General features: G+C 72.2%; 25 protein-coding genes and 1 riboswitch. Of the genes, 18 read left to right on the forward strand and 7 right to left on the reverse strand.

All coding sequences use genetic code 11. The features are described 5' to 3' along the window. Positions 1-35: 35 nt before the first annotated feature. Entirely contained in the window at positions 36-2,417 is a 2,382-nt protein-coding gene (locus ACIOD1_RS30960; RefSeq protein WP_365627838.1) for a chitinase C-terminal domain-containing protein, read from the reverse strand. A 315-nt stretch (positions 2,418-2,732) separates the two neighbouring features. Further along, positions 2,733-2,862, forward strand: a riboswitch (FMN riboswitch). A gap of 152 nt (positions 2,863-3,014) precedes the next feature. On the opposite strand from ACIOD1_RS30960, the gene ribD reads away from it, so the two are divergent. The 10 genes from ribD (at position 3,015) to ACIOD1_RS31010 (ending at position 11,613) form a co-directional block, all read left to right on the forward strand. Then, positions 3,015-4,163, forward strand: a complete 1,149-nt coding sequence (gene ribD, locus ACIOD1_RS30965; RefSeq protein ID WP_401906060.1) for a bifunctional diaminohydroxyphosphoribosylaminopyrimidine deaminase/5-amino-6-(5-phosphoribosylamino)uracil reductase RibD — start codon at positions 3,015-3,017, stop codon at positions 4,161-4,163. Further along, positions 4,164-4,787 (forward strand): riboflavin synthase, encoded by a 624-nt coding sequence (locus ACIOD1_RS30970; protein WP_365627835.1) that lies wholly within the window; start codon positions 4,164-4,166, stop codon positions 4,785-4,787. Continuing rightward, a complete protein-coding gene (locus tag ACIOD1_RS30975) occupies positions 4,784-5,437 on the forward strand; it encodes a nicotinamide mononucleotide transporter family protein (RefSeq protein ID WP_365627832.1) in 654 nt (217 codons plus the stop codon). The genes ACIOD1_RS30970 and ACIOD1_RS30975 overlap by 4 nt, the downstream gene beginning before the upstream one ends. Beyond that, positions 5,434-6,735, forward strand: coding sequence for a bifunctional 3,4-dihydroxy-2-butanone-4-phosphate synthase/GTP cyclohydrolase II (locus tag ACIOD1_RS30980; RefSeq protein WP_401906062.1), 1,302 nt, complete (start codon positions 5,434-5,436; stop codon positions 6,733-6,735). The genes ACIOD1_RS30975 and ACIOD1_RS30980 overlap by 4 nt, the downstream gene beginning before the upstream one ends. Positions 6,736-6,794: 59 nt before the next feature. Next, positions 6,795-7,280: a 6,7-dimethyl-8-ribityllumazine synthase gene (gene ribH, locus ACIOD1_RS30985; protein ID WP_007262951.1), complete on the forward strand. Its 486-nt coding sequence runs from the start codon at positions 6,795-6,797 to the stop codon at positions 7,278-7,280. Positions 7,281-7,315: 35 nt separating this feature from the next. Beyond that, complete coding sequence (locus ACIOD1_RS30990; protein ID WP_365627826.1) at positions 7,316-7,597, forward strand: phosphoribosyl-ATP diphosphatase; 282 nt, start codon at positions 7,316-7,318, stop codon at positions 7,595-7,597. Positions 7,598-7,651: 54 nt separating this feature from the next. Continuing rightward, positions 7,652-8,500, forward strand: coding sequence for an ATP phosphoribosyltransferase (hisG, locus tag ACIOD1_RS30995; protein WP_365627823.1), 849 nt, complete (start codon positions 7,652-7,654; stop codon positions 8,498-8,500). A gap of 34 nt (positions 8,501-8,534) precedes the next feature. Next, complete coding sequence (locus ACIOD1_RS31000; RefSeq protein ID WP_401906067.1) at positions 8,535-8,999, forward strand: PH domain-containing protein; 465 nt, start codon at positions 8,535-8,537, stop codon at positions 8,997-8,999. 200 nt (positions 9,000-9,199) lie between these two features. Further along, the gene (locus tag ACIOD1_RS31005) at positions 9,200-10,573 is read left to right on the forward strand and encodes a hemolysin family protein (RefSeq protein ID WP_401906068.1); all 1,374 of its coding nucleotides are present in this window, start codon (positions 9,200-9,202) and stop codon (positions 10,571-10,573) included. After that, positions 10,570-11,613 carry a hemolysin family protein gene (locus ACIOD1_RS31010; protein WP_365627814.1) on the forward strand — a complete coding sequence of 348 codons (1,044 nt, stop codon included), beginning with the start codon at positions 10,570-10,572 and terminating at the stop codon, positions 11,611-11,613. The genes ACIOD1_RS31005 and ACIOD1_RS31010 overlap by 4 nt, the downstream gene beginning before the upstream one ends. A gap of 99 nt (positions 11,614-11,712) precedes the next feature. On the opposite strand, the gene ACIOD1_RS31015 is transcribed toward ACIOD1_RS31010, so the two are convergent. Both ACIOD1_RS31015 and ACIOD1_RS31020 read right to left on the reverse strand, forming a co-directional pair. Further along, complete coding sequence (locus ACIOD1_RS31015; protein ID WP_365627812.1) at positions 11,713-13,695, reverse strand: AAA family ATPase; 1,983 nt, start codon at positions 13,693-13,695, stop codon at positions 11,713-11,715. Between the two features lie 377 nt (positions 13,696-14,072). Next, positions 14,073-14,708 (reverse strand): hypothetical protein, encoded by a 636-nt coding sequence (locus ACIOD1_RS31020; RefSeq protein WP_365627809.1) that lies wholly within the window; start codon positions 14,706-14,708, stop codon positions 14,073-14,075. A 213-nt stretch (positions 14,709-14,921) separates the two neighbouring features. Between ACIOD1_RS31020 and ACIOD1_RS31025 the strand changes: the two genes are divergently transcribed. The 3 genes from ACIOD1_RS31025 (at position 14,922) to ACIOD1_RS31035 (ending at position 17,071) form a co-directional block, all read left to right on the forward strand. Beyond that, positions 14,922-16,274, forward strand: a complete 1,353-nt coding sequence (locus ACIOD1_RS31025; protein ID WP_365627806.1) for a peptidase C39 family protein — start codon at positions 14,922-14,924, stop codon at positions 16,272-16,274. An 83-nt stretch (positions 16,275-16,357) separates the two neighbouring features. After that, a complete protein-coding gene (locus ACIOD1_RS31030) occupies positions 16,358-16,789 on the forward strand; it encodes an SPW repeat protein (RefSeq protein WP_365627803.1) in 432 nt (143 codons plus the stop codon). Between the two features lie 129 nt (positions 16,790-16,918). Beyond that, positions 16,919-17,071 (forward strand): SCO1431 family membrane protein, encoded by a 153-nt coding sequence (locus ACIOD1_RS31035; RefSeq protein WP_365627800.1) that lies wholly within the window; start codon positions 16,919-16,921, stop codon positions 17,069-17,071. On the opposite strand, the gene ACIOD1_RS31040 is transcribed toward ACIOD1_RS31035, so the two are convergent. Then, positions 17,049-18,074 carry a DUF6114 domain-containing protein gene (locus ACIOD1_RS31040; protein ID WP_365627797.1) on the reverse strand — a complete coding sequence of 342 codons (1,026 nt, stop codon included), beginning with the start codon at positions 18,072-18,074 and terminating at the stop codon, positions 17,049-17,051. The two genes, ACIOD1_RS31035 and ACIOD1_RS31040, sit on opposite strands and share 23 nt — an antisense overlap. Before the next feature lie 80 nt (positions 18,075-18,154). Beyond that, on the reverse strand, positions 18,155-18,769 hold the full coding sequence (locus tag ACIOD1_RS31045) for a DUF6230 family protein (RefSeq protein WP_365627794.1): 615 nt from the start codon (positions 18,767-18,769) through the stop codon (positions 18,155-18,157). 116 nt (positions 18,770-18,885) lie between these two features. Here ACIOD1_RS31045 and ACIOD1_RS31050 point away from each other — a divergent pair, with 116 nt between their 5' ends. Together ACIOD1_RS31050 and ACIOD1_RS31055 are read left to right on the forward strand one after the other, a co-directional pair. Continuing rightward, entirely contained in the window at positions 18,886-19,578 is a 693-nt protein-coding gene (locus ACIOD1_RS31050; RefSeq protein WP_365627791.1) for a TetR/AcrR family transcriptional regulator, read from the forward strand. A gap of 157 nt (positions 19,579-19,735) precedes the next feature. Further along, entirely contained in the window at positions 19,736-20,908 is a 1,173-nt protein-coding gene (locus ACIOD1_RS31055; protein WP_365627788.1) for an acyl-CoA dehydrogenase family protein, read from the forward strand. A 106-nt stretch (positions 20,909-21,014) separates the two neighbouring features. Here the strand turns inward: ACIOD1_RS31055 and ACIOD1_RS31060 are convergent, their stop codons facing one another. Beyond that, on the reverse strand, positions 21,015-21,245 hold the full coding sequence (locus tag ACIOD1_RS31060; protein ID WP_365627785.1) for a hypothetical protein: 231 nt from the start codon (positions 21,243-21,245) through the stop codon (positions 21,015-21,017). A 350-nt stretch (positions 21,246-21,595) separates the two neighbouring features. Between ACIOD1_RS31060 and ACIOD1_RS31065 the strand changes: the two genes are divergently transcribed. Together ACIOD1_RS31065 and ACIOD1_RS31070 are read left to right on the forward strand one after the other, a co-directional pair. Then, positions 21,596-22,732 carry a hypothetical protein gene (locus ACIOD1_RS31065; RefSeq protein WP_365627782.1) on the forward strand — a complete coding sequence of 379 codons (1,137 nt, stop codon included), beginning with the start codon at positions 21,596-21,598 and terminating at the stop codon, positions 22,730-22,732. A gap of 63 nt (positions 22,733-22,795) precedes the next feature. Next, positions 22,796-23,902, forward strand: coding sequence for a phosphotransferase family protein (locus tag ACIOD1_RS31070; RefSeq protein WP_401906072.1), 1,107 nt, complete (start codon positions 22,796-22,798; stop codon positions 23,900-23,902). Positions 23,903-23,906: 4 nt separating this feature from the next. Here ACIOD1_RS31070 and ACIOD1_RS31075 read toward each other — a convergent pair whose 3' ends face one another. Further along, entirely contained in the window at positions 23,907-24,341 is a 435-nt protein-coding gene (locus tag ACIOD1_RS31075; protein WP_365627776.1) for a hypothetical protein, read from the reverse strand. Between the two features lie 217 nt (positions 24,342-24,558). On the opposite strand from ACIOD1_RS31075, the gene ACIOD1_RS31080 reads away from it, so the two are divergent. After that, complete coding sequence (locus tag ACIOD1_RS31080) at positions 24,559-24,999, forward strand: Lrp/AsnC family transcriptional regulator (RefSeq protein ID WP_365627893.1); 441 nt, start codon at positions 24,559-24,561, stop codon at positions 24,997-24,999. Positions 25,000-25,005 lie beyond the last annotated feature (6 nt).

The raw sequence follows: 25,005 nt of genomic DNA on the forward strand, positions 1-25,005 counted from the left end.
TGCGTTCAGGTGCGTTCAGGGGAGATCAGGGGAGATCAGCAGGCTCCCTGGTCCTTCCAGACGCCCCAGTCACCGGTGGTGCCGGGCTCCTCGTTCTGCGTCCACCACTGCGCCTTCCAGTTGTGGCCCTTGTGCGAGACGAGGTTTCCGCTGTTGTAGACGGAGCCCGCCACGTACGCCGGGTTGGCGCAGGTCCCGCCCGGCGGCGTGGTCGGCGGCGTCGTCGGGGGAGTGGTGGGCGGAGTGGTCGGCGGGGTCGTGGGCGGGGTGGTGGGCGGGGTGGTCGGGGGCTGCGTGCCGCCCGGCTCCACCACCGTCGTACCGCGCGCCAGGTCGCCGGCCAGGGCGTAGGTCGTGCCGGAGATGTTCACCGTCCAGTTGGAGGGCGTGGACACCGGCAGGTAGTAGTTGAACGCCAGGTCGACGGAGGCGCCCGGGGCCAGGGTCTGCCAGGCCGGGAGCTTCAGGGAGACCCGGTTGAAGTCGCCCTTGAGACCGCCGACGTTGCTGCCGGTGTGGTCGCTGCTGATCACCTTGGTGCCGAAGCCGGACTGGTCCGAGGCGTTGGCGGGGGCCGAGGTGCCGTAGTCGAACTGGAACTCGGTGCCGCCGGGCAGCGTGCCCTTGGTGTTGTTGGTGATCTTGATCTTCGGGGTGATCGGGTAGTTGGAGTCGCCGAGCTTGAACTCGTTGAACTCCGTCTTGATGTCCACGGCCTTCGTCGGCAGCGTCGCGTTCGACTTCTTCGCGCCGTACGGGGAGGCGGCCTTGAACTTGTCGTACATGACCGAGGTGAGCGTGTCACCGATCTCGTACTGGCCCTTGGCGGCGTTCCAGCCGTAGTCGCCGGCCATCTCCCAGACCATGGTGCCGCCGATGCCGCGGTTGACCACGTAGTCGGCCTTGGCCGCCACCGACTGCTCGTCCTCGGTGGAGAGGAAGACCTTCTTCTGCGCGTTCCACAGCCACGGGGCGACCAGGTTCGCGTCGTACTTGCGGACGTAGGTGCCGGTGAGGGTGGTGTTGGCGGGGAAGCCGTACTTGGTGATGTAGTCGCCGACGATCCCCTTCTCCAGGTTCTTGGCGTGCCACATCGGGTTGGAGCCGGCGGGGGACTCGACCCCGTTGGTGTCCTTGTCGTGCCACAGGTTGTCGATGCCGACCGCGCCGTCGCCGCACTTGGTCAGACCCGCGCCGGCCGGGCAGGTGGTCGTGGACGCCTTGCCCCACAGACCGTCGGTGCCCCCCTCGACGTTCTTGAAGCCGCGGGTGTAGTAGGGCAGGCCGATGTTGATGCGGCCGGCCGGCATGGAGCCGCGGAAGTAGTGGTAGGCCCAGTCGGTGTTGAGGTAACCGATGTTGCCGTACTGGGAACTGCCGTAGACGTTGGCGGCGGCCAGCTCGGCGTCCTTGCCGTCGTCGAAGAGCGAGGCGTTGGGGCCGACGTACTCGTTCCAGGCGCCGTGCAGGTCGTAGGACATGATGTTGACGTAGTCCAGGTACTTCTGCATCTGGAACGTCTCCATGCCGCGCAGCAGGTAGCCGGAGGAGGGGGCGGCGACGGTGAGCAGGTAGTGCTTGCCGTCGGCGGCGCCGGCCCGGTCCAGCTTCTCGCGCAGGGACTTCATCAGGACGTCGTAGCCCTTGACGAGGCCGGCCCGGCGGGCGTTGGAGAGCTGCCAGTCGAGCGGGTTGCCGGCGTCCTTCATGGTGGTCGGGTACTCGTAGTCGATGTCGACGCCGTTGAACCCGTACTTGCGGATGAAGTCGACGGAGGAGGCCGCGAAGGTGTCGATGCCGGCCTGGTTGACGGAGCCGTCGGCGTTGGTGGCCATCGAGTAGAAGCCGCCGGAGGCCACACGGTTGCCGTCGTCGCCGAAGTAGCCGCCGGTCTCGGCCCAACCGCCGACGGAGATCAGCGTCTTGACGTTCGGGTACTGCTTCTTGAACTTGTTCAGCAGGTTGAAGTTTCCCTTGTACGGGAGGGCGGGGTCCATCTCGGCGCCCGCGACGCCCGGCCAGGTCATCCCGGTGGCGGAGTTGTTCGCGTTGTCCGAGCCGACCGAGATCTTGTTGTCGGAGCCGACGTGCGCGAAGGCGTAGTTCAGGTGGGTGACCTTGGACCACGGGATGTTGTTCGGCAGGTAGGCGGGGGTGCCGTCCTTGCCGGTGCGCCAGCCCGTGAAGTAGCCGATGACGCGCCGCTGGTGGTCGGCGCCCATCTTCTCGCGGCCCTCGGAGTCGTAGACCGAGCAGTAGGGGACGTCCACGCCGGCTGTCTTGTAGAGGCCGTCGGGGCGACAGCTCTCGTTGTCGGCGGCGTGCGAGACGCCCGCAGAGAGGCCGCCAACCAGCATTCCGGCGATTGCGGCGCCGGATGCCAGGAGCATCGCTCTCGTACGAGTGGGGGAAGGCATGGTGCCTCCTGGGGAGGGGAGGATGGCAGGACACGAAAGGCAACAACTGGCGAAAACGTGACGCTGGTTGGCCCGTGACGTGCGCACGTCGGCTGGGCCGGCTCCCGGGGAAGATGAAGGGAACGTTAAGAGGACTAGACCAACCCGTCAATAGGTCTGGACCAAAGCGCCCGGCATCGGGGCGAGGCGTCACGGACGGCGGACGCGCGAAGGGGGGTCGGGTCGCGGAAGAACGGCCGGTTTGTGACCCAGGCCACATTGCATCACCCGCATGGCCGCCGATCACGCGTGGCACACTGGCCCTAGTACCAGTAGCAGCGCACTCCGGGGTCGGTGTAATTCCGAACCGGCGGTATAGTCCGCGACCCGTCCGCAGCCAGCGGCCGGTTGACCAGGTGAAATTCCTGGACCGACGGTTAAAGTCCGGATGGGAGGCAGTGCGCGGCGGGCCAGTCACCGGTACGCCGCCGTCGGCGGTCCATCGGCGTATCCCCAGCGGATACGTCTCGAACGGATCGCGCCATCGGCCTCGGCGTCCCCGCGTGTGCTTTCCCGCTTCATCTGTCGTATCCCGACAGGCCCCGGAGTCCGTGCCCGATGAGGCAGGAGGACCCGGTGGCGACACACGCCGCGCACGCACCATCCGACCCGAGCGCCACCGCCATGCGCCGAGCCGTAGAGCTCGCCGCCCGCGGACTCGGTTCCACCAGCCCCAACCCCGTCGTCGGCTGCGTCATCACCGACGCGTCGGGCACGGTCGTGGGCGAGGGATGGCACCAGCGGGCCGGCGGCCCGCACGCCGAGGTCCATGCCCTGCGCGCGGCGGGAGCGGCCGCCCGGGGCGGCACCGCCTACGTCACCCTCGAACCCTGCAACCACACCGGCCGCACCGGCCCCTGTGCCCAGGCCCTCGTCGAGGCCGGGATCGCCCGGGTCCTCTACGCCGTGGCCGACCCGAACCCGCAGGCTCGGGGCGGTGGCGACACCCTGCGCGCCGCCGGGATCCCCGCCGAGGCCGGACTGCTGGCCGCCGAGGCCGAGGAGGGCAACGCCGACTGGCTGACCTCCGTACGCCTGGGCCGTCCCCGCGTCACCTGGAAGTACGCCGCCACCCTCGACGGCCGCACCGCGGCCGCCGACGGCACCAGCCGCTGGATCAGCTCGGCCGAGTCCCGCGCCGACGTCCACCGGCTGCGCGCCGAGGCCGACGCGGTCCTCGTCGGCGCGGGCACCCTGCGCGCCGACGACCCCCACCTCGCCGTCCGCGGCGTCGACGGGGTCACCCAGCCGCTCCGGGTCGTCCTCGACACCCGCGCCACGATCCGGCCCTCCGCCCGGGTCCTGGACGACGCGGCCCCCACCCTGATCGCCGTCTCCGAGGACGCCGACACCCGCCACCTCGCGGAAGCGGGCGTGGACACCGTCCGCCTCCCGTACGGCAAGGAGGGGGCCGGCCTCAGCGTCGAAGCCCTCCTCGCCGAACTGCACCGGCGCGGGGTCCGCTCGGTCCTCCTCGAAGGCGGATCCCTCCTCGCCGGCGCCTTCGTCGCCGCCGGGGCCGTCGACCGGGTGATCGGCTACCTGGCCCCCGTCCTCCTCGGCGCGGGCCCCGCCGCCCTCGCCGACGCAGGCGTCACCACCCTCACCGAAGCGCTGCGCCTCACGATCACCGACACCGCGCGCATCGGCACGGACCTCCGCATCACCGCCGTCCCCACCCTCCACACGCCCCTCAAGGAGCACTGAGTGTTCACCGGAATCGTCGAAGAACTGGGCGAGGTCACCGCCGTCGAGCAGCTCGCCGAAGCCTCCCGCTTCCGCCTGCGCGGCCCCGTCGTCACCGAAGGCGCCAAGCACGGCGACTCGATCGCCGTCAACGGGGTCTGCCTGACCGTCGTGGAGACCACCGACGGGGAGTTCACGGCCGACGTGATGCAGGAGACCCTCGACCGCTCCAGCCTGGGCGCCCTGACCGCCGGCTCCCGCGTCAACCTGGAGCGCCCCATGGCCCTCGGCGGACGGCTCGGCGGCCACCTGGTCCAGGGACACGTGGACGGCACCGGCGAGATCGTCTCGCGCACCCCCTCCGAGCACTGGGAGCTGGTGAAGGTCGCCCTCCCGGCGCACCTGGCCCGCTACGTGGTCGAGAAGGGCTCCATCACCGTCGACGGGGTCAGCCTCACCGTCGTCGACGCCGCGGCCGATCACTTCACCATCAGCCTCATCCCCACCACCCTCGCGCTGACCACCCTGGGCACCAAGCAGCCCGGCGATCCGGTCAACCTGGAGGTGGACGTCCTCGCCAAGTACGTCGAGCGTCTCCTCGCCGCCGGCGTGAACCCCCTCCACGCCGCAGGAGAGCAGCAGTGAGCGCCCTGACCTGGCTCAACACCGAGGCGTTCGCCGTCTTCGGGCAGAAGGTCATCTGGTCCGACATGATCGGCAACCTGATGGGCCTGGCCGCCCTCGCCCTCGGCTGGCGCCGCTCCATATGGACCTGGCCCGCCCAGCTCCTCTCCGGCCTGATCCTCGTCGCCGCCTACGCCTCCGCGCACCTCGCCGGCGGCGTCGGCAAGCAGATCCTGGTCGTCGTCGTGGCCGTCTGGGGCTGGCGCGCCTGGCAGCTCGGCCGGCAGAAGGCCCAGGACGGATCCATCGCGGTGCGCACCGCGACCTGGAAGGAACGCGGGCTGCTCCTCGCCGGAGCGGCCGTCGGCACCCTCGCCGTCGGCGGGCTGTTCACCCTCTTCCCCAAGCTGTCCTGGAGCCCGTGGGCCGACGCCTACATCTTCGTCGGCACCATCGTGGCGATGGTGGCCCAGGCCCGCGGCCTCGTCGAGTTCTGGTTCGCCTGGCTCCTCGTCGACCTCGTCGGCGTCCCCCTCGCCTTCAACAGCGGCCTGGCCTTCTCCGGCCTCGTCTACGTCGTCTACTTCGCCCTCGTCGTGTGGGGCGCCTACGACTGGTACCAGCGCTCGCGCACCACCCCCGCCCCGGCCCTCGAAGGAGCAACGGCATGACCACCCTCAAGCCCGTGCCCGACGCGTCCGCGTTCGACGCCGAGGAGAGCTTCCGCCTCGACCCCGTCGAGCACGCCATCCGCGACATCGCCGCCGGCCGCCCCGTGGTGGTCGTCGACGACGAGGACCGCGAGAACGAGGGCGACCTCGTCATCGCCGCCGAGAAGGCCACCCCCGAGATCATCGCCTTCATGATGAGCGAGTGCCGCGGCCTGATCTGCGCCCCCATGGAGGGCCCCGAGCTGGACCGCCTGGAACTCCCGCAGATGGTCCAGAACAACACCGAGTCGATGAAGACCGCCTTCACGGTCTCCGTGGACGCGAGCGCCGCGCACGGCGTGAGCACCGGCATCTCCGCCGCCGACCGCGCCACCACCCTGCGCCTGCTGGCCGACGGCGCCGCGGGCGCCGGGGACTTCGTCCGGCCGGGCCACATCTTCCCGCTGCGCGCCAAGCCCGGGGGCGTCCTGGTCCGGGGCGGCCACACCGAGGCCGCCGTCGACCTCGCCCGTCTCGCGGGCCTGCGCCCAGCCGGCGCCATCGTGGAGATCGCCGGCGAGGACGGGGTCATGCTGCGACTGCCCGAGCTGGTCCCCTTCGCCCGCAAGCACGGACTGACGATCATCTCCATCGAGGACCTGATCGCCTACCGCCGCTCCGCCGAACCCACGGTGCGCCGCGAGGCCGAGGTCAGCCTCCCGACCACCGCCGGCGCGTTCACCGCGTACGGGTACCGCTCCACCGTCGACGGGGTCGAGCACGTCGCCCTCGTCCACGGCGAGATCGGCGACGGCGAGGGCGTTCTGGTCCGGATGCACTCCGAATGCCTGACCGGCGACATCTTCCAGTCCCAGCGCTGCGACTGCGGCCCCCAGCTGCAGGCCTCCATGGCCCGCATCCAGGACGAGGGGCGCGGCGTGGTCGTCTACCTGCGCGGCCACGAGGGCCGCGGCATCGGCCTGCTGTCCAAGCTGCGCGCCTACGAACTCCAGGAGCGCGGCCGCGACACCCTGGACGCCAACCTGGAGCTGGGTCTGCCGGCCGACGCCCGCGACTACGGGGCCGGCGCCCAGATGCTCGCCGACCTCGGCGTCCACAGCGTCCGCCTGCTGACCAACAACCCGGACAAGTCCGACGCCCTGGTCCGCCACGGGATCGCCGTCCAGGGCCGGGAGCCCATGCCCGTCGAGGCGGGCGAGCACAATCTGCGGTACCTGCGCACCAAGCGGGACCGGATGGGCCACGACCTGCCCTGGCTGGAGGGGCCCGTGACCACCTCCGCCTGCGGCAACCAGTAACCACGTCCCCACCACACCCGTACACCCACCACCACCACGAAACACCGAGGAGCAGAGCTGTGAGCGGCAAGGGCGCACCCGAACTGAGCGTGAAGAACTGTGGAGACCTGCGGGTGGCGGTGATCGCGGCCCAGTGGCACGAGAAGGTCATGGACGGCCTCGTGGACGGCGCCCTGCGCGCCCTGCACGAGTTGGGCATCGACGAGCCCACGCTGCTCCGCGTCCCCGGCAGCTTCGAGCTGCCGGTCGTGGCGAAGGTACTGGCCGGTCGCGGTTACGATGCCATCGTCGCCCTCGGAGTGGTCATCCGCGGCGGCACCCCGCACTTCGACTACGTCTGCCAGGGCGTCACCCAGGGCCTGGTGCAGGTGTCGATCGACACCGGAGTCCCCGTCGGCTTCGGCGTCCTGACCTGCGACAACGACGAGCAGGCGCTGGACCGCGCCGGACTCGAAGGGTCGAATGAGGACAAGGGGCACGAAGCGGTCACCGCCGCCGTCTCCACCGCCATGACCCTGCGCACCGTCAGCGAACCCTGGCGCTGAGTGGCGACGGGGGACCCCCTATCCTGAGGACCATCATGGCGAACAAACCCTCCAAGAGCTTCGAAGAGCTCTTCACCGAGCTCCAGCTCAAGGCCGCCAACGGCGACCCCACCTCGTCCCGCACCGCCGAACTCGTCGGCAAGGGCGTCCATGCCATCGGCAAGAAGGTCGTCGAAGAGGCCGCCGAGGTCTGGATGGCCGCCGAGTACGAGGGCAAGGAGGCCGCCGCCGAGGAGATCTCCCAGCTGCTCTACCACGTCCAGGTGATGATGGTGGCGCGCGGGATCTCCCTCGACGACGTCTACGCCCACCTCTAGGCCGGCCCGCACCCCCCGTTCCGTTCCAAGCACCCACGCCCCAAAGGAAGCCCCATGCTGCGCATCGCCGTCCCCAACAAGGGTTCACTCTCCGGACCGGCGGCGGCGATGCTCCATGAGGCCGGCTACCGGATGCGCAAGGAGTCCAAGGAACTCGTGGTCGTCGACCCCGAGAACGAGGTGGAGTTCTTCTACCTCCGTCCCAAGGACATCGCGATCTACGTCTCCTCGGGCCGCCTCGACATCGGCATCACCGGGCGTGACCTGCTGCTCGACTCCGGCGCCAGCGCCGAGGAGATCCTGCCGCTGAACTTCGGGCGCTCCACCTTCCGCTACGCCACCATTCCCGGCACGGCGAAGGGCCCCGAGGACTTCACCGGGATGACGATCGCCACCTCTTACGAGGGAATCGTCGCCAAGCACCTCGCCGAGAAGGGGATCGACGCCTCCGTCGTCCACCTCGACGGCGCGGTCGAGACCGCGATCCAGCTCGGCGTGGCCCAGATCATCGCGGACGTCGTCGAGACCGGCACCAGCCTGCGCAACGCCGGCCTGGAGGTCATCGGCGAGCCGATCATGACCTCCGAGGCCGTCGTCATCCGCAGCAACGCCTCCGACCCCGAGGACCCGCGCGCGCAGCAGTTCCTGCGCCGCCTCCAAGGCGTCCTGGTGGCCCGCAGCTACGTGATGATGGACTACGACTGCCGCGCCGAGCACCTGGAGCGGGCGGTCGCCCTCACCCCGGGCCTGGAGTCGCCGACCGTCTCGCCCCTTCACAACGAGGGCTGGGTCGCCGTCCGCGCCATGGTCCCCGCCAAGGAGGCCCAGCGGATCATGGACGACCTGTACGAGCTCGGCGCGCGCGCGATCCTCACCACCTCCATCCACGCCTGCCGTCTCTGACCCGCACCACCACGAAGAAGGCATCACCAGCGCCATGAGCGAGCCCGCCGCCCCCTCCGTCCCGCCCACCCTGCCGGTCACCTTCCGGCCGACCCGCACCCGGGCGGTGCTGCTGGGCGTCGGGCTCGCCATGTTCGTCACCATCACGGCCATCGCCGTGATCCTGGAGACCCTCAGCCCCGGTGAGCGCGTCAGCTTCGTCTTCACCGCCGTACTGCTCAGTTCCGTCCTCGTCCTGCTCAGCCGCCCCAAGGTGGTCGCCGACGAGGACGGGGTCACCGTCGTCAACCTGACCACCACCCGCCGCCTGGAATGGGCGCAGATCCTGCGCGTCAACCTCCGCCCCGGCGACGCGTGGGTCTTCCTGGACCTCAACGACGGCACCAGCCTCCCCGCACTCGGGATCCAGCCCGGCGTGGCCAGGGCCCAGGCGATCAGTGACGCCCGCGCCCTGCGCGCACTGGCCGAAACCAGGGGAACCGGCGCAAACGACCACTGAGCGGGCCGAGCCTCGTCGCTGCGTCCCATTGCGGCCGCGACCTCAGTGACTACCCTGGTGGCGGGACGCGACACCGCGCCCTCCACACCGCCCCGGGACCCCGTGGCCCGTGGGCACCATCGACCAGAGGAGTGACTCCCTCCAGCAATGGACGGATCGTCCGGTAGTACACGCGCCGCCCTCCCTCCGGAGGCGGCGGCATGACCATCCCGCTACTCCTGCTCCTGGCGGCCTTCGCCCTGATCCTCGCCAACGGTTTCTTCGTGGCGGCCGAATTCGGCCTCGTCACCGTGGAGAGACCCGAGGCCGAACGCGCCGCCGCCGAAGGCGACCGCCGTGCCCGTACGGTCGTCAGTGCCCTGAGCGAGTTGTCCTTCCAGCTCTCCGGCACCCAGCTCGGCATCACCATCACCTCCCTCGTCGTCGGCATGCTCGCCGAACCGGCCCTGGCGGTCCTGCTGTCCGGACCCCTCGCCGCGACCGGACTGCCCGAGGGCGCCGTCCCCGGCGTGGCCGTGGTCATCGGCATGCTCCTCGCCTCCGCCGTCCAGATGGTCGTCGGGGAACTCGTCCCGAAGAACTGGGCGGTCTCCCGGCCGCTCCAGGTGGCCCGCTTCGTGGCCGGACCGCAGCAGGTCTTCTCCCGGGCCTTCCGGCCCGTCATCGCCGCGCTCAACGCCGTCGCGAACCGTCTCGTACGGGCGCTCGGAGTGGAGCCCACCGAGGAGATGGCCTCGGCCCGCACCCCCGGCGAACTGGTCTCCCTGGTCCGCCATTCGGCCCAGGCAGGCGCCCTCGAACAGGACACCGCCGACCTCTTCGTACGGACCCTCTCGCTGGGCGAGCTGACCGCCCAGCACGTCATGACCCCCCGGGTGAAGGTCAGCGCCCTCCAGCACACGGCCACCGCGGCCGACGTGCTGAACCTGACCCGCGCCACCGGGCTGTCCCGCTTCCCCGTCTACCGCGACCGCATCGACGAGGTCACCGGCGTCGTCCACCTCAAGGACGCCCTCGCCGTGCCCGAGTCCGAACGCGCCCGCACCACGGTCGCCCGGATCTGCGTCGCCCCGCTCCTCGTACCCGGCTCCCTGCCGGTGCAGCCCCTCCTGGAGCGGCTGCGCAGCGAGCAGCCCATGGCCGTCGTGGTCGACGAGTACGGCGGCACCGCCGGAGTCGTCACCCTGGAGGACATCGTGGAGGAACTCGTCGGCGAGGTCCGCGACGAGCACGACGTCGCCGAGGACCGCACCCCCGAGCTGGCCGCCGTGGCCGCCGAGGACGGCCGCCCCTCCTGGGAGGCCGACGGCAGCTGCCGCGTCCAGACCCTGCGCCGCATAGGCCTCGAAGTCCCCGAAGGCCCCTACGAGACCGTCGCCGGCCTCGTCGCCGACCTGCTCGGACGCATCCCCGCCCCCGGGGACCGCGCCGAGCTGCCCGGCTGGAAGCTGTCCGTCCGCCAGGTCGGCCGCTACCGCGCCGAACGGGTCCGGCTGGTGCGCACCGCGCCCGCCACGGATTCCGCCGAACTCCTCGGGGCGCACGCGCAACTGCAGTCGGTGGGTGGCCGGTGAACGTCCTCCAGCTCCTGTTCGCCCTGCTCCTCGTCCTGGCCAACGGCTTCTTCGTCGGCGCCGAGTTCGCACTCGTCTCCGTACGCCGCAGTCAGATCGAGCCCCTCGCCGCCGAGTCCAAGCGGGCCCGCCAGGTGCTGTACGGCCTGGAGAACCTGCCGCGCATGATGGCCGCCGCGCAGTTCGGCATCACCATCTGCTCGCTGACCCTCGGCGCGGTCGCCGAGCCCACCGTGGCCCGGCTCCTGGAGCCCCTCTTCCACGCGGTGCACGTCCCCGAGGGGCTCGTCCACCCGCTGGGGTACGCCGTCGCGCTGGCAGCGGTGATCTTCCTGCACTTGGTCATCGGCGAGATGGTCCCCAAGAACCTCGCCATGGCCGCCCCCGAGAAGACCTCCCTCTGGTTCAGCCCCGGCCTGGTCGCCTTCGCCCGCGTGTGCGGGCCGGTGACCAGCGCGCTGGGCTCCTGCGCCGCGTTCGTCCTGCGGCTCTTCAAGGTGGAGCCCAAGGACGAGGTCGAGGCCGTCTACACCAGGGCCCAGCTCGGCCGGCTGCTCAAGGACTCCCGGCAGGCCGGGCTCCTCGAACCGGTCGAGCAGGAACGCCTGGAGGACGCCCTCGAACTGGGCAGCCGCCCGGTCACCGACGTCCTGCTGTCCCCGGGCAAGCTGGTCACCGTCGGCCCGGCGGTCACCCCGCGCCAGATCGAGCAGCTGACGGTGCGCACCGGCTACTCCCGCTTCCCCGTCCGAGCCGAGAGCGGCGCCTTCATGGGCTACCTCCACGTCAAGGACGTCCTCGACCTGGAGGAGCGCGAGCGGGCCGTGCCCCAGCGGGTGTGGCGCCGGATGACCACCCTGTGCTCCACCCTGCCGCTGGACGACGCCCTGAGCGTCATGCGGCGCGACGCCACCCATCTGGCCCAGGTCGCCGACCCGGGCGGACGGGTGCTGGGGCTGGTCGCCCTGGAGGACGTCCTCGAAATGCTGGTCGGCGAGGTGCGCGACCCCTCGCACCGCGTGTACGTCCGCAGCGCGTAGGCCGTCTCCTTCGACCGGGGGCGACGCCGCCCCTCGGCCGCCCGGAACACGTCCGAAGGCCCGTACCACCCCGGAACGCCGGGGCGGTGCGGGCCTTCGTCAGGCCAGGGGGTCCTGGCGGTCCTGCGGGCCGCGGCCCGACAGGACCTCCCCGTACGCCTGCATCAGGTCGGCCAGCCGCAGGGTGGCGAGGTCGTCGCGCGAGGGCTCTCCGGCGAAGCCCGCCAGCCGCAGGTCCCGGTAGGCGCAGCTCTTCTCGTAGAGGGTGCGCAGGAAACGGCCGTTGCCCAGCTCGTCGATCCAGCCCTGCTCGACCACGTGCCCGCTGATGCTGCGCAGCTCCTCCAGGGCCTCGTCGTCCCAGTGGTCGCCGTTCGCGTCGGCCAGCACCCCGCCGATGGAGGTCAGCTCCGCCGGCCGGTAGCTGGGGAAGTCCACCCGGGTGGTGAACCGCGAGGACAGGCCCGGGTTGGTGTTGAGCAGCCGGTCCATCCCCGCCGGGTAGCCGGCCAGGATCACCACCAGGTGGTCCCGGTTGTCCTCGGCCCGCTTGAGCAGCACCTGGAGGGCCTCGTCCCCGTACGCGTCGCCCTTGCTGTAGCCCGAGTTGGACAGGCTGTAGGCCTCGTCCACGAAGAGCACCCCGCCGATCGCCGAATCGATCAGATCGTTCGCCTTCACCGCCGTCTGCCCGAGGAACTCGCCGACCAGATCGGCCCGTTGGGCCTCCACCAGATGGTCCCCGCCCAGCAGGCCGAGCGCGTAGAACACCCGGCCCAGGATCCGCGCCACCGTGGTCTTGCCGGTACCGGACGGTCCCGAGAAGACGAAGTGCCGCTTGGGCGGCTGGACCGGGAGCCCCTGGGCCGCCCGCAACCTGGCCATGTGCAACTGCGCCGACAGGGCCTTCACCTGCCGCTTCACCGGCTCCAGCCCCACCATCCGCTCCAGCTCCGCCAGGGCGTCGGCCAGCGCCCGCGGATCGGAGGGCCCGGGGGGCAGCCCGCCGGGGGCGCCCTGCGGGGGCACGGACACCTTGTGCCGTACGTCCACGGGCCGGCCCGCGCCCGGCCCGACGGGACCGAACCTCGGGTCCTGCGGGTCCCCGGGCAGCGGCGAATCCGCCTCCGCCTGGCCGTCCGGGGCGATGTCCTGGACGGGACCGCCGCCGGGACCGCCCCCGATGCCCCCGCCGGGGCCCAACGCCACCGCCGTGAAGTCTCCGCCGGCGGGGAACAGGCCCTGCCCGGCGAAGCCCTCGACGCTGTGGCCGCCATAGCCCGCGTACCCGGCCAGCCCGGCCATGCCGTCGCCGTCGTCACCGTCCTCGATGGCCGTCAGGCGCGCCGCCGTGTCCATGAACGCCGGATCCACCCGGTGCACCGCCCGGTACAGCGGCAGGGCGGCGGCGCTGCGCCCGGTGCCCTCGTGGGCGCGCGCCAGCCAGTAGCGCAGCTCCTTGCGCTGCGGCTGCTCGCTGCGACAGCGCATCAGGGCCGCCGACAGCATGGGCTCGGCCTGCCCGTACATTTCCAGGCGGACCCGGGCCATCCCGCCGAAGAGCCCGGCCTCGATGCCGAGGAGCGGGTCGTCCACCAGCGGCTCGGTGTGGCGTACGAGTTGCTCCCAGTCCTTGACCAGGTAGGCCCGACAGGCGTGCAGGAAGCGCACCTGCGGGTCGGTGTCCACGGGCGGGAGCGCCGCCAGGGCCTGGTCCAGCTCGGGCACGTGCCGTCCGTCCAGCCAGTGCGAGGCGTGGGCCAGCAGCAGGTCGCGGCGGCTCTCCAGTACCGGCTGCACCCACCAGCCCAGCCAGTACCAGGAGTTGAGGGTCCGCCGGTGGCGGGTTCGTTGTTCCCCGAAGCGGTCCCGGTGGGCGTACATGCGCAATAACGCGTTGGTGGTGTCCACGCGCAGCGCGTGGAGCCCCAGCCAGGCGTCCGCCATGGTGGGATCCAACCCGACTGCCGTGCGGAACTCCTCCTCGGCCTGGGGATAGGCGCCCATCGTGCAGGCGTCCACCCCGCGCAGCCAGGCGAGTTCGGCCGGGGCGGGTGCGCTGCCCGGCATGCCGAAGTCCATCACATCCCCCACAAGCCTGCCCCGTGGTGCGCGGCAACCCGCGCGCGGAGCGCGTGAGTTGCCCACTCCGCCGATGAAATCAGGGGTGCATCGTACCTGCGGTGACGCACCTTACCCAGGGTGCGGTGGGCTCGGTTCGAGGGTGCGCCCCGGACCGGCAGGGTAACGCAGGGTGAGGATCGGGCGGTACGGCGACCCGCCGGGCGCCCGGACCGGGTCGCTCCGGGACGGGGCGAAGCCCCCGATCACGGGGGAACAACCGGGGGCTCCGCGTCCGCGGCGGCCTTTGCAGGCCCCGCCTTCAGAACGTAAGGCCGTTCCCGGGGCGCGGTCAAGCGGCTCGGAGGAGGCCCGTGATGGCGCGTTCCCGGGCCGGCTCAGGCCTGGGGGAGTCCGTCACCTTCCGTCACCGAAGCGGCGTTTTCAGCCGTCGCAGTGGTCACGGAAGTCCACTCGTATCCCGTACCGCTCTGGCGTACCAGAGCGTTCGCGTAGGGGCGCGAAGGATCGTCTGAGAAGTGCGCGAGCTCGGCGCGCTCCCATCCGTCCCAGAAGTCGGAAAGTTCGCGCCCGTCCCGGTTTCGCCCGCGCCCCCACGACTGCGCACGCGGGGTCTCCATCCACAGCAGCCGCGCCAGCCACGGGCGCAGCGCCCGCCTCCCGGCTCCGACCCCCTCGACGATCAGCACCGGCGCCGGTTCCAACGCGCGCGGCGGACCGAAGCGCCGCTCCACCCAGTCGTACGGGGCCCAGTGCGCGGTGCGACCCGCCGACAGGGGCTCCAAGACCTCCTCCCGCAGCCGCCGCTCCCAGCCGAACAGCTCCTCGTGGGTGGCCACGTCGTCCAGGCGCAGCACCGGAGCCCCGCCCAGTGCCTGCGCGAGCCGGCCCGCGAACGTGCTCTTCCCGGACCCGGCGTGCCCGTCGACGCCGATCACCCGGACCGGCCCGAGGGAGGGCGGCAGGGCGGCAAGCTCCCGCGCGAGTGATTCGAGTGACTGCTGTGGCTCCACCCGGCCAGCGTACGGCGCCCGGACCGCCCGCCCGGCAGACCGCCCGCCCGGCAGTCCCGGCCCGCCGGCCGCGCCCGCCCGCCCGCCTGCCCGCGCCGACCGGTTCCGCCCGTGCTCGCCCCCGACACGGCCGCGCGGCTTCGGCGCCCGGGGGTCGGGAACTGGAAGGGTGGACGCGCCGATCCACCGCACCGAGCCCTGGGGGCCACACCGATGACCGCATCCACGCCGCGCCGCGCCCTGCTGGCCGTCGCCCTCGCCGCCGCCACCGCCACCGCGCTCCCCGCCGGGGGCCGGGCCTCGGCCGCCCCCGCCCGGGGCGCGGCCCCGGCCCGGAGCGTCGACAACCGCTTCTGGTCCACGTACGAGCACTGGCTGGCCGGCACCCACCGGGGAACCGCCGCCGTCGCGGGGACCCGCCCCGGCCTGGAACTCACCACCCCGGCCGGCCGCTCCGCATACACCGACCCGCACACCGGGAGGAAGTCCACCTGGGAGTACGCCTCCTGGACCTCGCCCCTCCACCGCTCCGCCGTCCCGGCCACCGAGGTCATCGCCTCCTGGAACGCCCGCACCCCCGCCGGCACCTGGATCCGGATCGAGCTGCGCGGCACCTACGCCGACGGCGCGACCACCCCCTGGTACGTCATGGGCCGCTGGGCCTCTTCGGAGACCGACGTCCGCCGCACCTCGGTCGACGGCCAGAGCGACGGCCGCAGCACGGTGTGGACCGACACCCTGGCCGTGGACGCCCCCGCGGGCGGGGCGCGCGTCGCCCGCTGGCAGCTCCGGCTGACCCTGTACCGCAAGCCCGGCACCGACGTGACCCCCCGGGTGTGGCTGGCCGGAGCCATGGCCTCGGACGTCCCGGACCGCTTCACCGTCCCGGCCTCGGCCCCCTCCGGAACGGCGCACGAGCTGAAGGTCCCGCGCTACTCCCAGGAGGTGCACGCCGGCCGCTACCCCGAGTACGACAACGGCGGCGAGGCCTGGTGCAGTCCGACCTCCTCGCAGATGATCGTCGAGTTCTGGGGAGGGCGGGCCAGTGCCAAGGCCGTGGCCTGGGTGAACCCGCGCTACAGCGATCCCCAGGTCTGTCACGCGGCCCGCTCCACCTACGACGCCGCGTACAAGGGCTGCGGCAACTGGTCCTTCAACGCCGCCTACGCGGCCACCTACAGCGGCCTCGGCGGGGTCGTCACCCGGCTCGACTCCCTCTCCGACCTGGAGGCCCTCGTACGGGCGGGCGTCCCCGCCATCACCTCCCAGTCCTTCCTTCCCGGCGAACTGACCGGAGCGGGCTACGGCACGGCGGGCCACCTGATGACGGTGATCGGCTTCACCGCCGCCGGGGACGTCGTCGCCAACGACCCCAACTCCGCCGACAACCAGGCCGTGCGCCGGGTCTACAAGCGCCGGGAATTCGAGAACATCTGGCTGCGGACCAAGCGCCTCAACGCCGCCGGGAAGACCGTCTCGGGCAGCGGCGGGGTCTGCTACCTCTACGGACCGGCCCGCCCGAACCAGGCCCAGCTGACCGCGCTCCGAGCGGTCGGAGTGCTCTGAAAATCGCACTGACCCATAGGGCTGAATCGGGGCAATCTGGGAATAAAGGGCGTGTAAGGGTTCTCAGGAGGAGGAAGCCCATCATGACCACCCATCCGAGCATCGAACACCACCCCGACCTCGCCGAGATGCGCACCCGGTTCGAGCGGGTGACGAGCACTCCCGCCGCGCAGGCCGTGGAGGCACTGGCCCTGATCACGGGCCTGTACCTGGCCGCGTCGCCGTGGATCGCCGGGTTCAGCGTCCTGGGCCCGCTCGCCGTCAACAACCTCATCGCCGGCTTGGCGTTCTGCCTGTGCATGGGCGGGCTGGGTTCGGCGTACGAGCGCACCCACGCCATGGCGTGGACCGCGGTCGCCATCGGCGCGTGGACGATCGTCGCGCCCTGGGTCATCGCCGGGGAGATGGACACGACCCGCAGCGTCGTCAGCAACGTCATCACCGGCGCGATCGCCCTGTGCCTGGGCCTCGCCATGGTGGCCATGGGCGGGAACCGGCGCGAAGGGGCCGTCTGACCGGGAACCGCCACGCGCGGCGGGGCCCCGGAGGATCCTCGGACCCTCCGGGGCCCCGCCGCGTGACGCGCGCCACCCGTGACGATCGTCTCTTCCGCGAATGCCGCGAACGCCGGCACATTGGACGGCATGACCGCACACACCGCCGCCCTCACCGCCCGCGCCCGCAGCCTCGTCGGCACCGGCGGCCCCAAGGAAGACTCCTCCTGGCTGGAGCACGTGCTCGGCTGGACCCTGGTGGTCGTCCTCGCCATGTTCGTCACCCAGATCGGCTGGCTGTAGCCCCCGCCTCCAGCCGCAGCCCGTCGGTGACGATCACGTCCGAGGTGACCAGCGCCTGCTCCGCGCTCACCCGGGTCATGAACACGAACGGCGGGATCACCGGGGGAGCGGGCAGCCCGTCCGGGCTGAAGGTCACGCACAGCAGCCCCTCGATGCAGCCGCTGAAGCGGGTCAGGTAGAGCGTGACGTCCCCGCGCAGCTCCAGGGAGTCCGCCGAGAGTCCGTACTCGTCGCCGCCGTCCCGGGTGCGCAGCCGGTAGTCGCGCAGCGAAGCCGCCGCCATCTTCAGCACGAGCACCCTGCGCGGACCGTCCGCCGTGGGCACCTCGGTGATCCCGGCCAGGGCGAACCCCTGCGGCGCGAAGAGCGAGGTGGTCACCGTCGGGGGAGTCCGGGCGGCCGACGGAGGCCCCTGGGTCGACGCGGCCCGCGCCTGCGGCGCCCCCGTGGCCATCCCCGCCAGCAGCACCACCGGCAGCGCGGCGGCCAGGGCGCGCCGCCCCCCGCCGTCCGGCCGGGCCGCGTACGGATCCTCCTCCCCGGCCTCCGGTCCGGGCACCGGCGTCCAGCCGAAGGCCAGCGCGCTCCCCGCGATGCCGAGCAGCATGCCGACGAGGAACCCGCCCAGGTTGGTGGCCACGAACGACAGCACCGACAGCAGCAGCGCGTGCACCGACACGTAGGCCCGGGCCTGCGGCAGGAACCACAGGAACAGCCCCGCAGCGATCAGCGCGACCCCGATCCCGATGGCCGCGATCCCGCCCAGCCCCAGGCTGACCAGCACCGTCAGCGGGGAGAGCGGTACGAGCAGCAGCTCGGCCCCGCCCAGCACCAGCAGCAGCCCGCCCCAGAAGGGCCGGGTACGCCGCCACGCGCGCAGCCGCGCCCGGTGGCCGGGCCACGGGAGCCGCCGCTCCAGCCACCCGCCGCCCCGCCGCCCGCCCGGCGCGGGCCGCCCGCCCCGCAGCCGGCCCCGCTCGGTCCGCCCGGCCCCGCTGTGCACTACGCGCGGAGCGTCCGCGTCCCGGGGGCGGGAACCCCCGAGCGGTGCACGTCCCCGGGGTCCCGGGCCGCGCCTCGGGCCTAGAAGCACGTCTTGCCGTCCAGGTTGACGCTCAGCTTCATGCCCTTGAGCCGGAAGTTCCCGCCGGTCGCCGACCAGGCGTGCGAGCGCACGCCGGCGACCTCGATGTTCCCGGCCTGGAGCCCGAACTTGCCCGCCTCGCCCTTGACCCCGTCGACCTGGTCGAGGGTGGAGGCGTCCCTCCCGATCTGCGCCGTGCCGAAGACGGCGTCGCCTTCGAGGTCCTCCCCGTCGATGACCAGGCTGCCGGCGGTCACCTCCCCGGCGGGGCCGCCGGCGGTCAGTTTGAAGACCACCTTGCCCACCGGGGTGTCCACCACGGCGGACTGGCAGATGTCGCTGAGCGTGGCCTCGCCGATGCCGAGCAGGGCGACGGGGTGCCCCTTGCCGTCGGCGGAGCGGTCCGTCTGCACGTAGGAGGCGAGCCCCTTGCTGCTCAACTTCGAGGAGGAGACCTGGAAACTGGTCCCCGAGACGGCGAACGACGCGGCGAGCGCGCCCTGCGCCATGACCACGGCCATCGCCCCGACGGCGAGCACCGCGGGTACGGCGACGACGGCCGTCCTCTTCCAGTGGACCCGGCCCTCGACGGCCGCTCTCGTGTCCTTGCCCATGTCGGTGCCTCCCGTACGTCTTGGTGGGAATCAGCGCGGTGACGTGCGAAACGAGCGGGGCACGCAGGTCTGCCATACTTCGGGCATCCTGTGGCAGTTCGAGGCTAGGGCCGAATTTGAATAATAGTCAACAGCGCGGCACGACCGAGCGATCGCAGGTTCGGAAGGCCGAACTCATAGCCATCGGGCGCAAGTTGTTCGCCGACACCTCGTACGACGCCCTTTCCGTGGACGACATCGCCCGGCAGGCCGGCGTCGCCAAGGGGCTCATCTACTACTACTTCACGAGCAAGCGCGGCTACTACCTCGCCATCGTCGAGGACTCCGTGGCCGAACTCGTGGCCCGCGCGGGCGGGGAGCCCGACCTGCCGAGCGCCGAGCGGGTCCGCCGCACCATCGACGGCTACCTCCACTACGCCGAGCACCACCACGCCGCCTACCGGACCATCGTCACCGGAGGCGTCGGCTCCGACGCCGAGGTCCTGGCGATCCGCGACGCGGTCCGCGAAGAGCTGGTGGTCACCCTCGCCGAAGGGGCCTACGGCCGCCGTACGGTCCCCCCGCTGGCCCGGCTCGCGCTCGTGGGCTGGCTCTCCGGCGTCGAGGGCGCCACCCTCGACTGGATCGGTGCCCCGGACGCGCGGGACAGGCCCGACCGGGCCGCGCTCGGCGCCCTGCTGGTCCGCCAGCTGAGGGCGACCCTCGTCGTGATCGCCGAGTTCGTCCCGGAGTGCCCCGCGCCCCCGACGTCCGACGGGGAGGCCCCGTACGCCCCCGAGAGCGATGCCGATCACCAACCGGTGACGTAAAGCGCCTGATCGGGCATACTCAAGCCGCCGCAGCCGCTCATCGCGCCCTTCCGTGATCCGGAAGGGCAGCATCGGCTGTGAGAGCACCGAGACCCGGTGGCGCGTCCCACACCTCACGCGTCGCCGCCGTGCCCGAACGAGGGAGGAGAGCGCCGCCATGAACGACCGCGCCCCGCAGCCGGTGGACCGTCAGCTGCCCACCGAGGAGTCCCGGGACCTCCTCACGCTCGTACGAGAGATCGCCCAGCGTGAGATCCGCCCCCGGGCCGCCGACGAGGAGGAGACCGGCCGCTTCCCCCGCGAGGTCTTCACCCTGCTGTCCGAGTCCGGACTGCTCGGGCTGCCCTACGCCGGAGAGTACGGCGGCGGAGACCAGCCCTACGAGGTCTACCTCCAGGTGCTGGAGGAACTCGCCGCGGCCCGCCTGACCGTCGGGCTCGGGGTCAGCGTCCACTCCCTGGCCTGCCACGGCCTCGCCGGGTACGGCACCAAGGAGCAGCGCGCCGCCCACCTGCCCGACATGCTCGGCGGCGGGCTGCTCGGCGCCTACTGCCTCTCCGAGCCGGCCGCCGGCTCGGACGCGGCCTCGCTGACCACCAAGGCCGTCCGGGACGGCGACGACTGGGTGATCACCGGCACCAAGGCGTGGATCACCCACGGCGGGGTCGCCGACTTCTACACCGTCCTCGCGCGCACCGGAGCCCCGGGCCCCAAGGGCATCACCGCCTTCCTCGTGCCCGGTGACGCGGCGGGCCTCACGGCCGCCGTCCCGGAGAAGAAGATGGGCATGAAGGGCTCGCCCACCGCCCAGCTGCACTTCGACGGGGTCCGCGTGCCCGACGCGCGCCGCATCGGCGAGGAGGGCCAGGGCTTCACCATCGCCCTCGCCGCCCTCGACGCCGGCCGTCTCGGGATCGCGGCCTGCGCGGTGGGCGTGGCCCAGGCGGCCCTGGACGAGGCCCTGGAGTACGCGCTCGGCCGCAAGCAGTTCGGGCATCCCATCGCGGACTTCCAGGGGCTGCGGTTCATGCTGGCCGACATGGCCACCAAGATCGAGGCGGGCCGGGCGCTCTACCTCGCGGCGGCGCGGCTGCGGGACGCGGGCAAGCCGTTCTCCCGGCAGGCGGCGATGGCCAAGCTGTTCTGCACGGACGCGGCCATGTCCGTCACCACCGACGCGGTGCAGATCCTCGGCGGCTACGGCTACACCGCGGACTTCCCCGTCGAGCGCCTGATGCGCGAGGCGAAGGTGCTCCAGATCGTCGAGGGCACCAACCAGATCCAGCGCATGGTCATCGCCCGCCACCTGGCCGGTCCCGAGACCCGCTGAGGCCGCCGCCGGTCGGGCCCGCCTCGGCGCGCGGCCCGGCCTCGCGCGCGGTCCGTCCCGGTGTGCGGCCCGGCCCGGCCCACCGCGCGGCCGGACGGCGGTCGGTTCACGGGCCCCCGTAGAGGGGCCCGGTCGGCCAGATCGGGGAGGAGGCGATCCGGGACCACTCCGGATCGCGCCGCCCCGGCAGGGTGCGCCCCTCGGCGGCCCAGTGGGCCAGGAGGGCCCCGTAGATCGGCGGGTCGGGGTGCCGCTGCTGAACCGATTCTTCGGAGCCGGGTCCCGTGACGCGCCTACGGCGCCCCGCTCTCGGCGTCGACGTATCGATGATGGTCATGCCCGGCCAACGCGACACGCGCGCGCCGGGTCACCCCCGCCCGCCAGGGCCCATCCGTTCGAGGGGTCCCACCAGCCCGGCCCGTCCCGTGCGCCGCGCCCAGCCGCAGCCCGGCCCGTTCCGCGCCCGGCTCGTCCCGCCGGCTCCGCCCGTTCCGCCCGTTCCGCCCGTTCCGCGCCCCGTCGGCTCGGGGCGCCCTTCGTGGTGGCGGGGGACGGTGGCCGGGCGCGGTCCGTGGCCAGACGTGCCGCACTGTCAGGATGTGCCAGAACCCTGGTCCCGCGTACGGTTTCTGACGTACCGTCATATCCGCTCGGCCGTCGCCCACCCCTGCGCCCAGGAGGTTTGCCATGCCCGCGGACCGACCCGTCCCTCTCGACGAATACCCCATCCACCAGGCCCCGTTGTCGATGAAGCACCTGGTCACCGGGGACCGGAACGCCTATGACCGCTGCATCTTCCACGTCTTCGACCACACGGGCCGCGCCGTCCTGATCCTCGGCCTCGGCGTCTACCCCAACGCCGGCGTCATCGACGCCTACGCCACCCTGCGCCTGGGCGACGAACTCCACGCCGTCCGCGCCTCCGACGCCCTCACCGACGACCGCACGGACCTCTCCGTCGGCCCGCTCTCCATCACCGTCGACGTCCCCCTCAAGCAGCTCACCCTGCGCTGCGCGCCCGACCCCGAGGACCCCGACGGACTGTCCTTCGAGGTCACCTGGACCGCCGAGTTCCCCGCCGTCTGGGAGCCCCACCACACCCAACGGCGCGGCGACCGCCTGATGCTGGAGGGGCGCCGCTTCGTCCAGGTGGGCAACGTCACCGGCACTCTCCGCGCCAAGGGCGAGGAGACGACCCTCACCCGCGAGGAGTGGACCGGCACCCGGGACCGCAGCTGGGGCGTGCGCCCCATACCCGGCGAGGACGGCGGCCGGGCCGCCGAGGAGAACCGCCCCGAGGGCTTCCACTGGCTCTGGATCCCCGTCCGCTTCGAGGACCGCTTCGTCATGGTCATCGCCCAGGAGGACGCCGACGGGCACCGCACCCTCAACGAGGCCGTCCAGGTCTTCCCCGAGGACAGCGGCCGTCACGACGTCCAACTCGGCTGGCCGCACACCGACATCCGCTACCGCCCCGGCAGCCGCCACCCCGAGAGCGCGGTCGTCCACCTCACCGACCCCGCCGACCGCAAGCCCCTGGAACTCGGCGTCGAGATCCTCGCTTCCTCCCCGCTCGCCGTCGGCGCCGGCTACCCGCCCGCCTCCGACTGGCAGCACGGCACCTGGCAGGGCCGCGGCTGGATCGACCGCCGCGTCTACGACCTCTCCGACCCGGCCGCGCACCCCATGGCCGCCTTCGGAGTCACCGACCACGCGGCCCGCTTCACCCTCGACGGCCGCACCGGCTTCGGCATCTTCGAGCACGGCAGCTTCGGCCGCCACGACCCCAGCGGCTTCACCGACTACGGCTCCGTCGCGCCCTGACCGGCGTCGCCGCCGTTACCGCCGCCACCACCGGGACAAGGAAACAGGAAGAGGGGCTCACTCATGGCCACGGCACCACGTCCCCGCACCTCCACCCGCGAGCCCGAGGAACTCGGCCGCCGCCTCGCCGCCTGGCTCGACGGCCGCCTCCCCGGCGCGAAGGTCGCCAACACCTCCGTGCCCGGCTCCAACGGCATGTCCAGCGAGACCCTGCTCTTCGACATCGAGCACCCCGACGCCCCCGTCCGCGGCTGCGCCCTGCGCCTGGCGGCCGACCCTGCCGCCTACACCGTCTTCCCCACCTACGACATGCCCCGCCAGCACCGCGTGATGAGCCTGGTCGCCGAACACACCGACCTCCCCGTCCCGCGTGTGCTGTGGCTGGAGGAGGACCCGGCTCCCCTCGGCGCGCCGTTCTTCGTCATGGCCCGCGTCGAGGGCCGCGTACCGCCCGACGTCATGCCGTACACCTACGAGGGCAACTGGCTGCACGCCGCCGACGACACCCAACGCGCCCGGCTCCAGGAAGCGAGCATCTCCCTCCTGGCCCGGCTGCACGACCAGTTCCCCGCCGAGGAGGCGCGCTTCCTCCTCCCGCCCGGCCCGGGAAGCCCGCTGCGCCGGCACGTCGACGCGAGCCGCGCCCACTACGCCTGGGTCGTCGAAGGACTGGCCCCCTCGCCCCTGCTGGAGCGGGCCTTCGCCCGGCTGGAGGAACTCTGGCCGGCGGAAGAGGGCACCGCCGTCCTCAACTGGGGGGACGCCCGCATCGGCAACGTCGTCTACCGGCCCGACGGCTTCGAGCCCGTCGCCGTCCTGGACTGGGAGATGGCGGCCTGCGCCCCGCGCGAGGTGGACCTCGGCTGGACGGTCTACCTCCACCGGTTCTTCCAGGACCTGACCGTCGGCTTCGGCCAGAGCGGTCTGCCGGACTTCCTGCGCCGCGAGGACGTGGAGCGCCGGTACGCCGAACTCACCGGGCACACCCCGCGCGACATGGAGTTCCACACGCTCTACGCGGCCCTGCGGCACGGGATCCTGATGCTCCGCATCGCCTACCGGCAGGCGCACTTCGGGGAGGTCGAGATCCCGGCCGACCCGGACGCGGTGGACGGGCTGATCCTGCACCACGCCAGCCTGGCCGCCATGGTGCGGGGAAGCTATTGGTGAGCCCTCAGGCGGCCTGCGCGTGCTGACGCATCTGGGGCAGCACGGCCTCGGCCGAACGGAGCGGACGCGAGCCCGGACCGCCGACGTGCGAGAAGGGCTGCGTCCGCCAGTCGAGCCCCTGCGGCAGGCTGAGGTGCACGACCTCAAGCTCCTGCTGCTCCGTCGGCAGCAGCCCCACCATCGGCAGCGCGTCCGAGACCGGCCGGCCCGTGCCCGCGCAGACCGTGAGCCCGAAGGGGTTCCACGGGCTCAGGCACAGCGCGTGCTGCGGCAGGTGCTCCTCGTCCGCGACGAGGGCGATCGGCTGTCCGCAGTCGGGGCAGACCGCGTGGTGGATCTCGAACCCCTCGGCGTCTTCGAGGTACTCCCCGTCGTCCGGGTAGTCGAAGGATTCGAGGGGCTCCGGTTCGGTGCGACCGGAGCGCTTGGTGTTCAGCATGGATGTACTCCCCCTTGGGTGGGCCGGGCGGGCAAGGTTCTTCGGCCACGGCCACAGCAAGCACTTCCCGTCGCGCGGCACGAGTAACCACAAGTGGGGGGAGTACGCCCCCACACCCTTGTGGCCTTGGTCACATGCCCGGCGCAGGTGCCACTTCTGCGTGGACAGCGCTGGGCCTGGAGCGGTTCTGGGCCTAGGTTGAGCGGCTATGAGCGCAATGGAGGAGTTGGACCGCCAGATCGTGGATCTGCTCGTGCGGGACGGGCGGATGAGCTACACGGACCTGGGCAAGGCCACGGGCCTGTCCACGTCGGCGGTCCACCAGCGAGTACGCCGGCTGGAGCAGCGCGGAGTGATCCGCGGCTACGCGGCCGTGGTGGACCCCGAGGCGGTCGGTCTGCCGCTGACCGCCTTCATCTCGGTCAAGCCGTTCGACCCGAGTGCCCCCGACGACATCGCCGACCGGCTGGCGGGCGTACCCGAGATCGAGGCCTGCCACAGCGTGGCGGGCGACGAGAACTACATCCTCAAGGTCCGCGTGGGCTCCCCGCTGGAACTGGAAGACCTCTTGGGCCGCCTGCGCGCCCTGGCCCACGTCTCCACCCGCACCACGGTGGTCCTCTCCACCCCGTACGAATCCCGCCCCCCGCGCGTCTGAGACGGC

It is taken from the genome of Streptomyces sp. NPDC088097 (assembly GCF_044741845.1).
In the GTDB taxonomy this organism is placed as follows: domain Bacteria; phylum Actinomycetota; class Actinomycetes; order Streptomycetales; family Streptomycetaceae; genus Streptomyces.

Coding starts and splice junctions, on each gene's coding strand:
- ACIOD1_RS31035 (WP_365627800.1), top strand. CDS start 16,919: ATGACCGCACACACCGCCGCCCTCACCGCCCGCGCCCGCAGCCTCGTC.
- ACIOD1_RS31045 (WP_365627794.1), bottom strand. CDS start 18,769: ATGGGCAAGGACACGAGAGCGGCCGTCGAGGGCCGGGTCCACTGGAAG.
- ACIOD1_RS31005 (WP_401906068.1), top strand. CDS start 9,200: ATGACCATCCCGCTACTCCTGCTCCTGGCGGCCTTCGCCCTGATCCTC.
- ACIOD1_RS31025 (WP_365627806.1), top strand. CDS start 14,922: ATGACCGCATCCACGCCGCGCCGCGCCCTGCTGGCCGTCGCCCTCGCC.
- ACIOD1_RS31055 (WP_365627788.1), top strand. CDS start 19,736: ATGAACGACCGCGCCCCGCAGCCGGTGGACCGTCAGCTGCCCACCGAG.
- ACIOD1_RS31060 (WP_365627785.1), bottom strand. CDS start 21,245: ATGACCATCATCGATACGTCGACGCCGAGAGCGGGGCGCCGTAGGCGC.
- ribD (WP_401906060.1), top strand. CDS start 3,015: ATGAGGCAGGAGGACCCGGTGGCGACACACGCCGCGCACGCACCATCC.
- ACIOD1_RS31075 (WP_365627776.1), bottom strand. CDS start 24,341: ATGCTGAACACCAAGCGCTCCGGTCGCACCGAACCGGAGCCCCTCGAA.
- ACIOD1_RS31030 (WP_365627803.1), top strand. CDS start 16,358: ATGACCACCCATCCGAGCATCGAACACCACCCCGACCTCGCCGAGATG.
- ACIOD1_RS30960 (WP_365627838.1), bottom strand. CDS start 2,417: ATGCCTTCCCCCACTCGTACGAGAGCGATGCTCCTGGCATCCGGCGCC.
- ACIOD1_RS30990 (WP_365627826.1), top strand. CDS start 7,316: ATGGCGAACAAACCCTCCAAGAGCTTCGAAGAGCTCTTCACCGAGCTC.
- ACIOD1_RS31080 (WP_365627893.1), top strand. CDS start 24,559: ATGGAGGAGTTGGACCGCCAGATCGTGGATCTGCTCGTGCGGGACGGG.
- ACIOD1_RS31070 (WP_401906072.1), top strand. CDS start 22,796: ATGGCCACGGCACCACGTCCCCGCACCTCCACCCGCGAGCCCGAGGAA.
- hisG (WP_365627823.1), top strand. CDS start 7,652: ATGCTGCGCATCGCCGTCCCCAACAAGGGTTCACTCTCCGGACCGGCG.
- ACIOD1_RS31065 (WP_365627782.1), top strand. CDS start 21,596: ATGCCCGCGGACCGACCCGTCCCTCTCGACGAATACCCCATCCACCAG.
- ACIOD1_RS31015 (WP_365627812.1), bottom strand. CDS start 13,695: ATGGACTTCGGCATGCCGGGCAGCGCACCCGCCCCGGCCGAACTCGCC.
- ACIOD1_RS30980 (WP_401906062.1), top strand. CDS start 5,434: ATGACCACCCTCAAGCCCGTGCCCGACGCGTCCGCGTTCGACGCCGAG.
- ACIOD1_RS31000 (WP_401906067.1), top strand. CDS start 8,535: ATGAGCGAGCCCGCCGCCCCCTCCGTCCCGCCCACCCTGCCGGTCACC.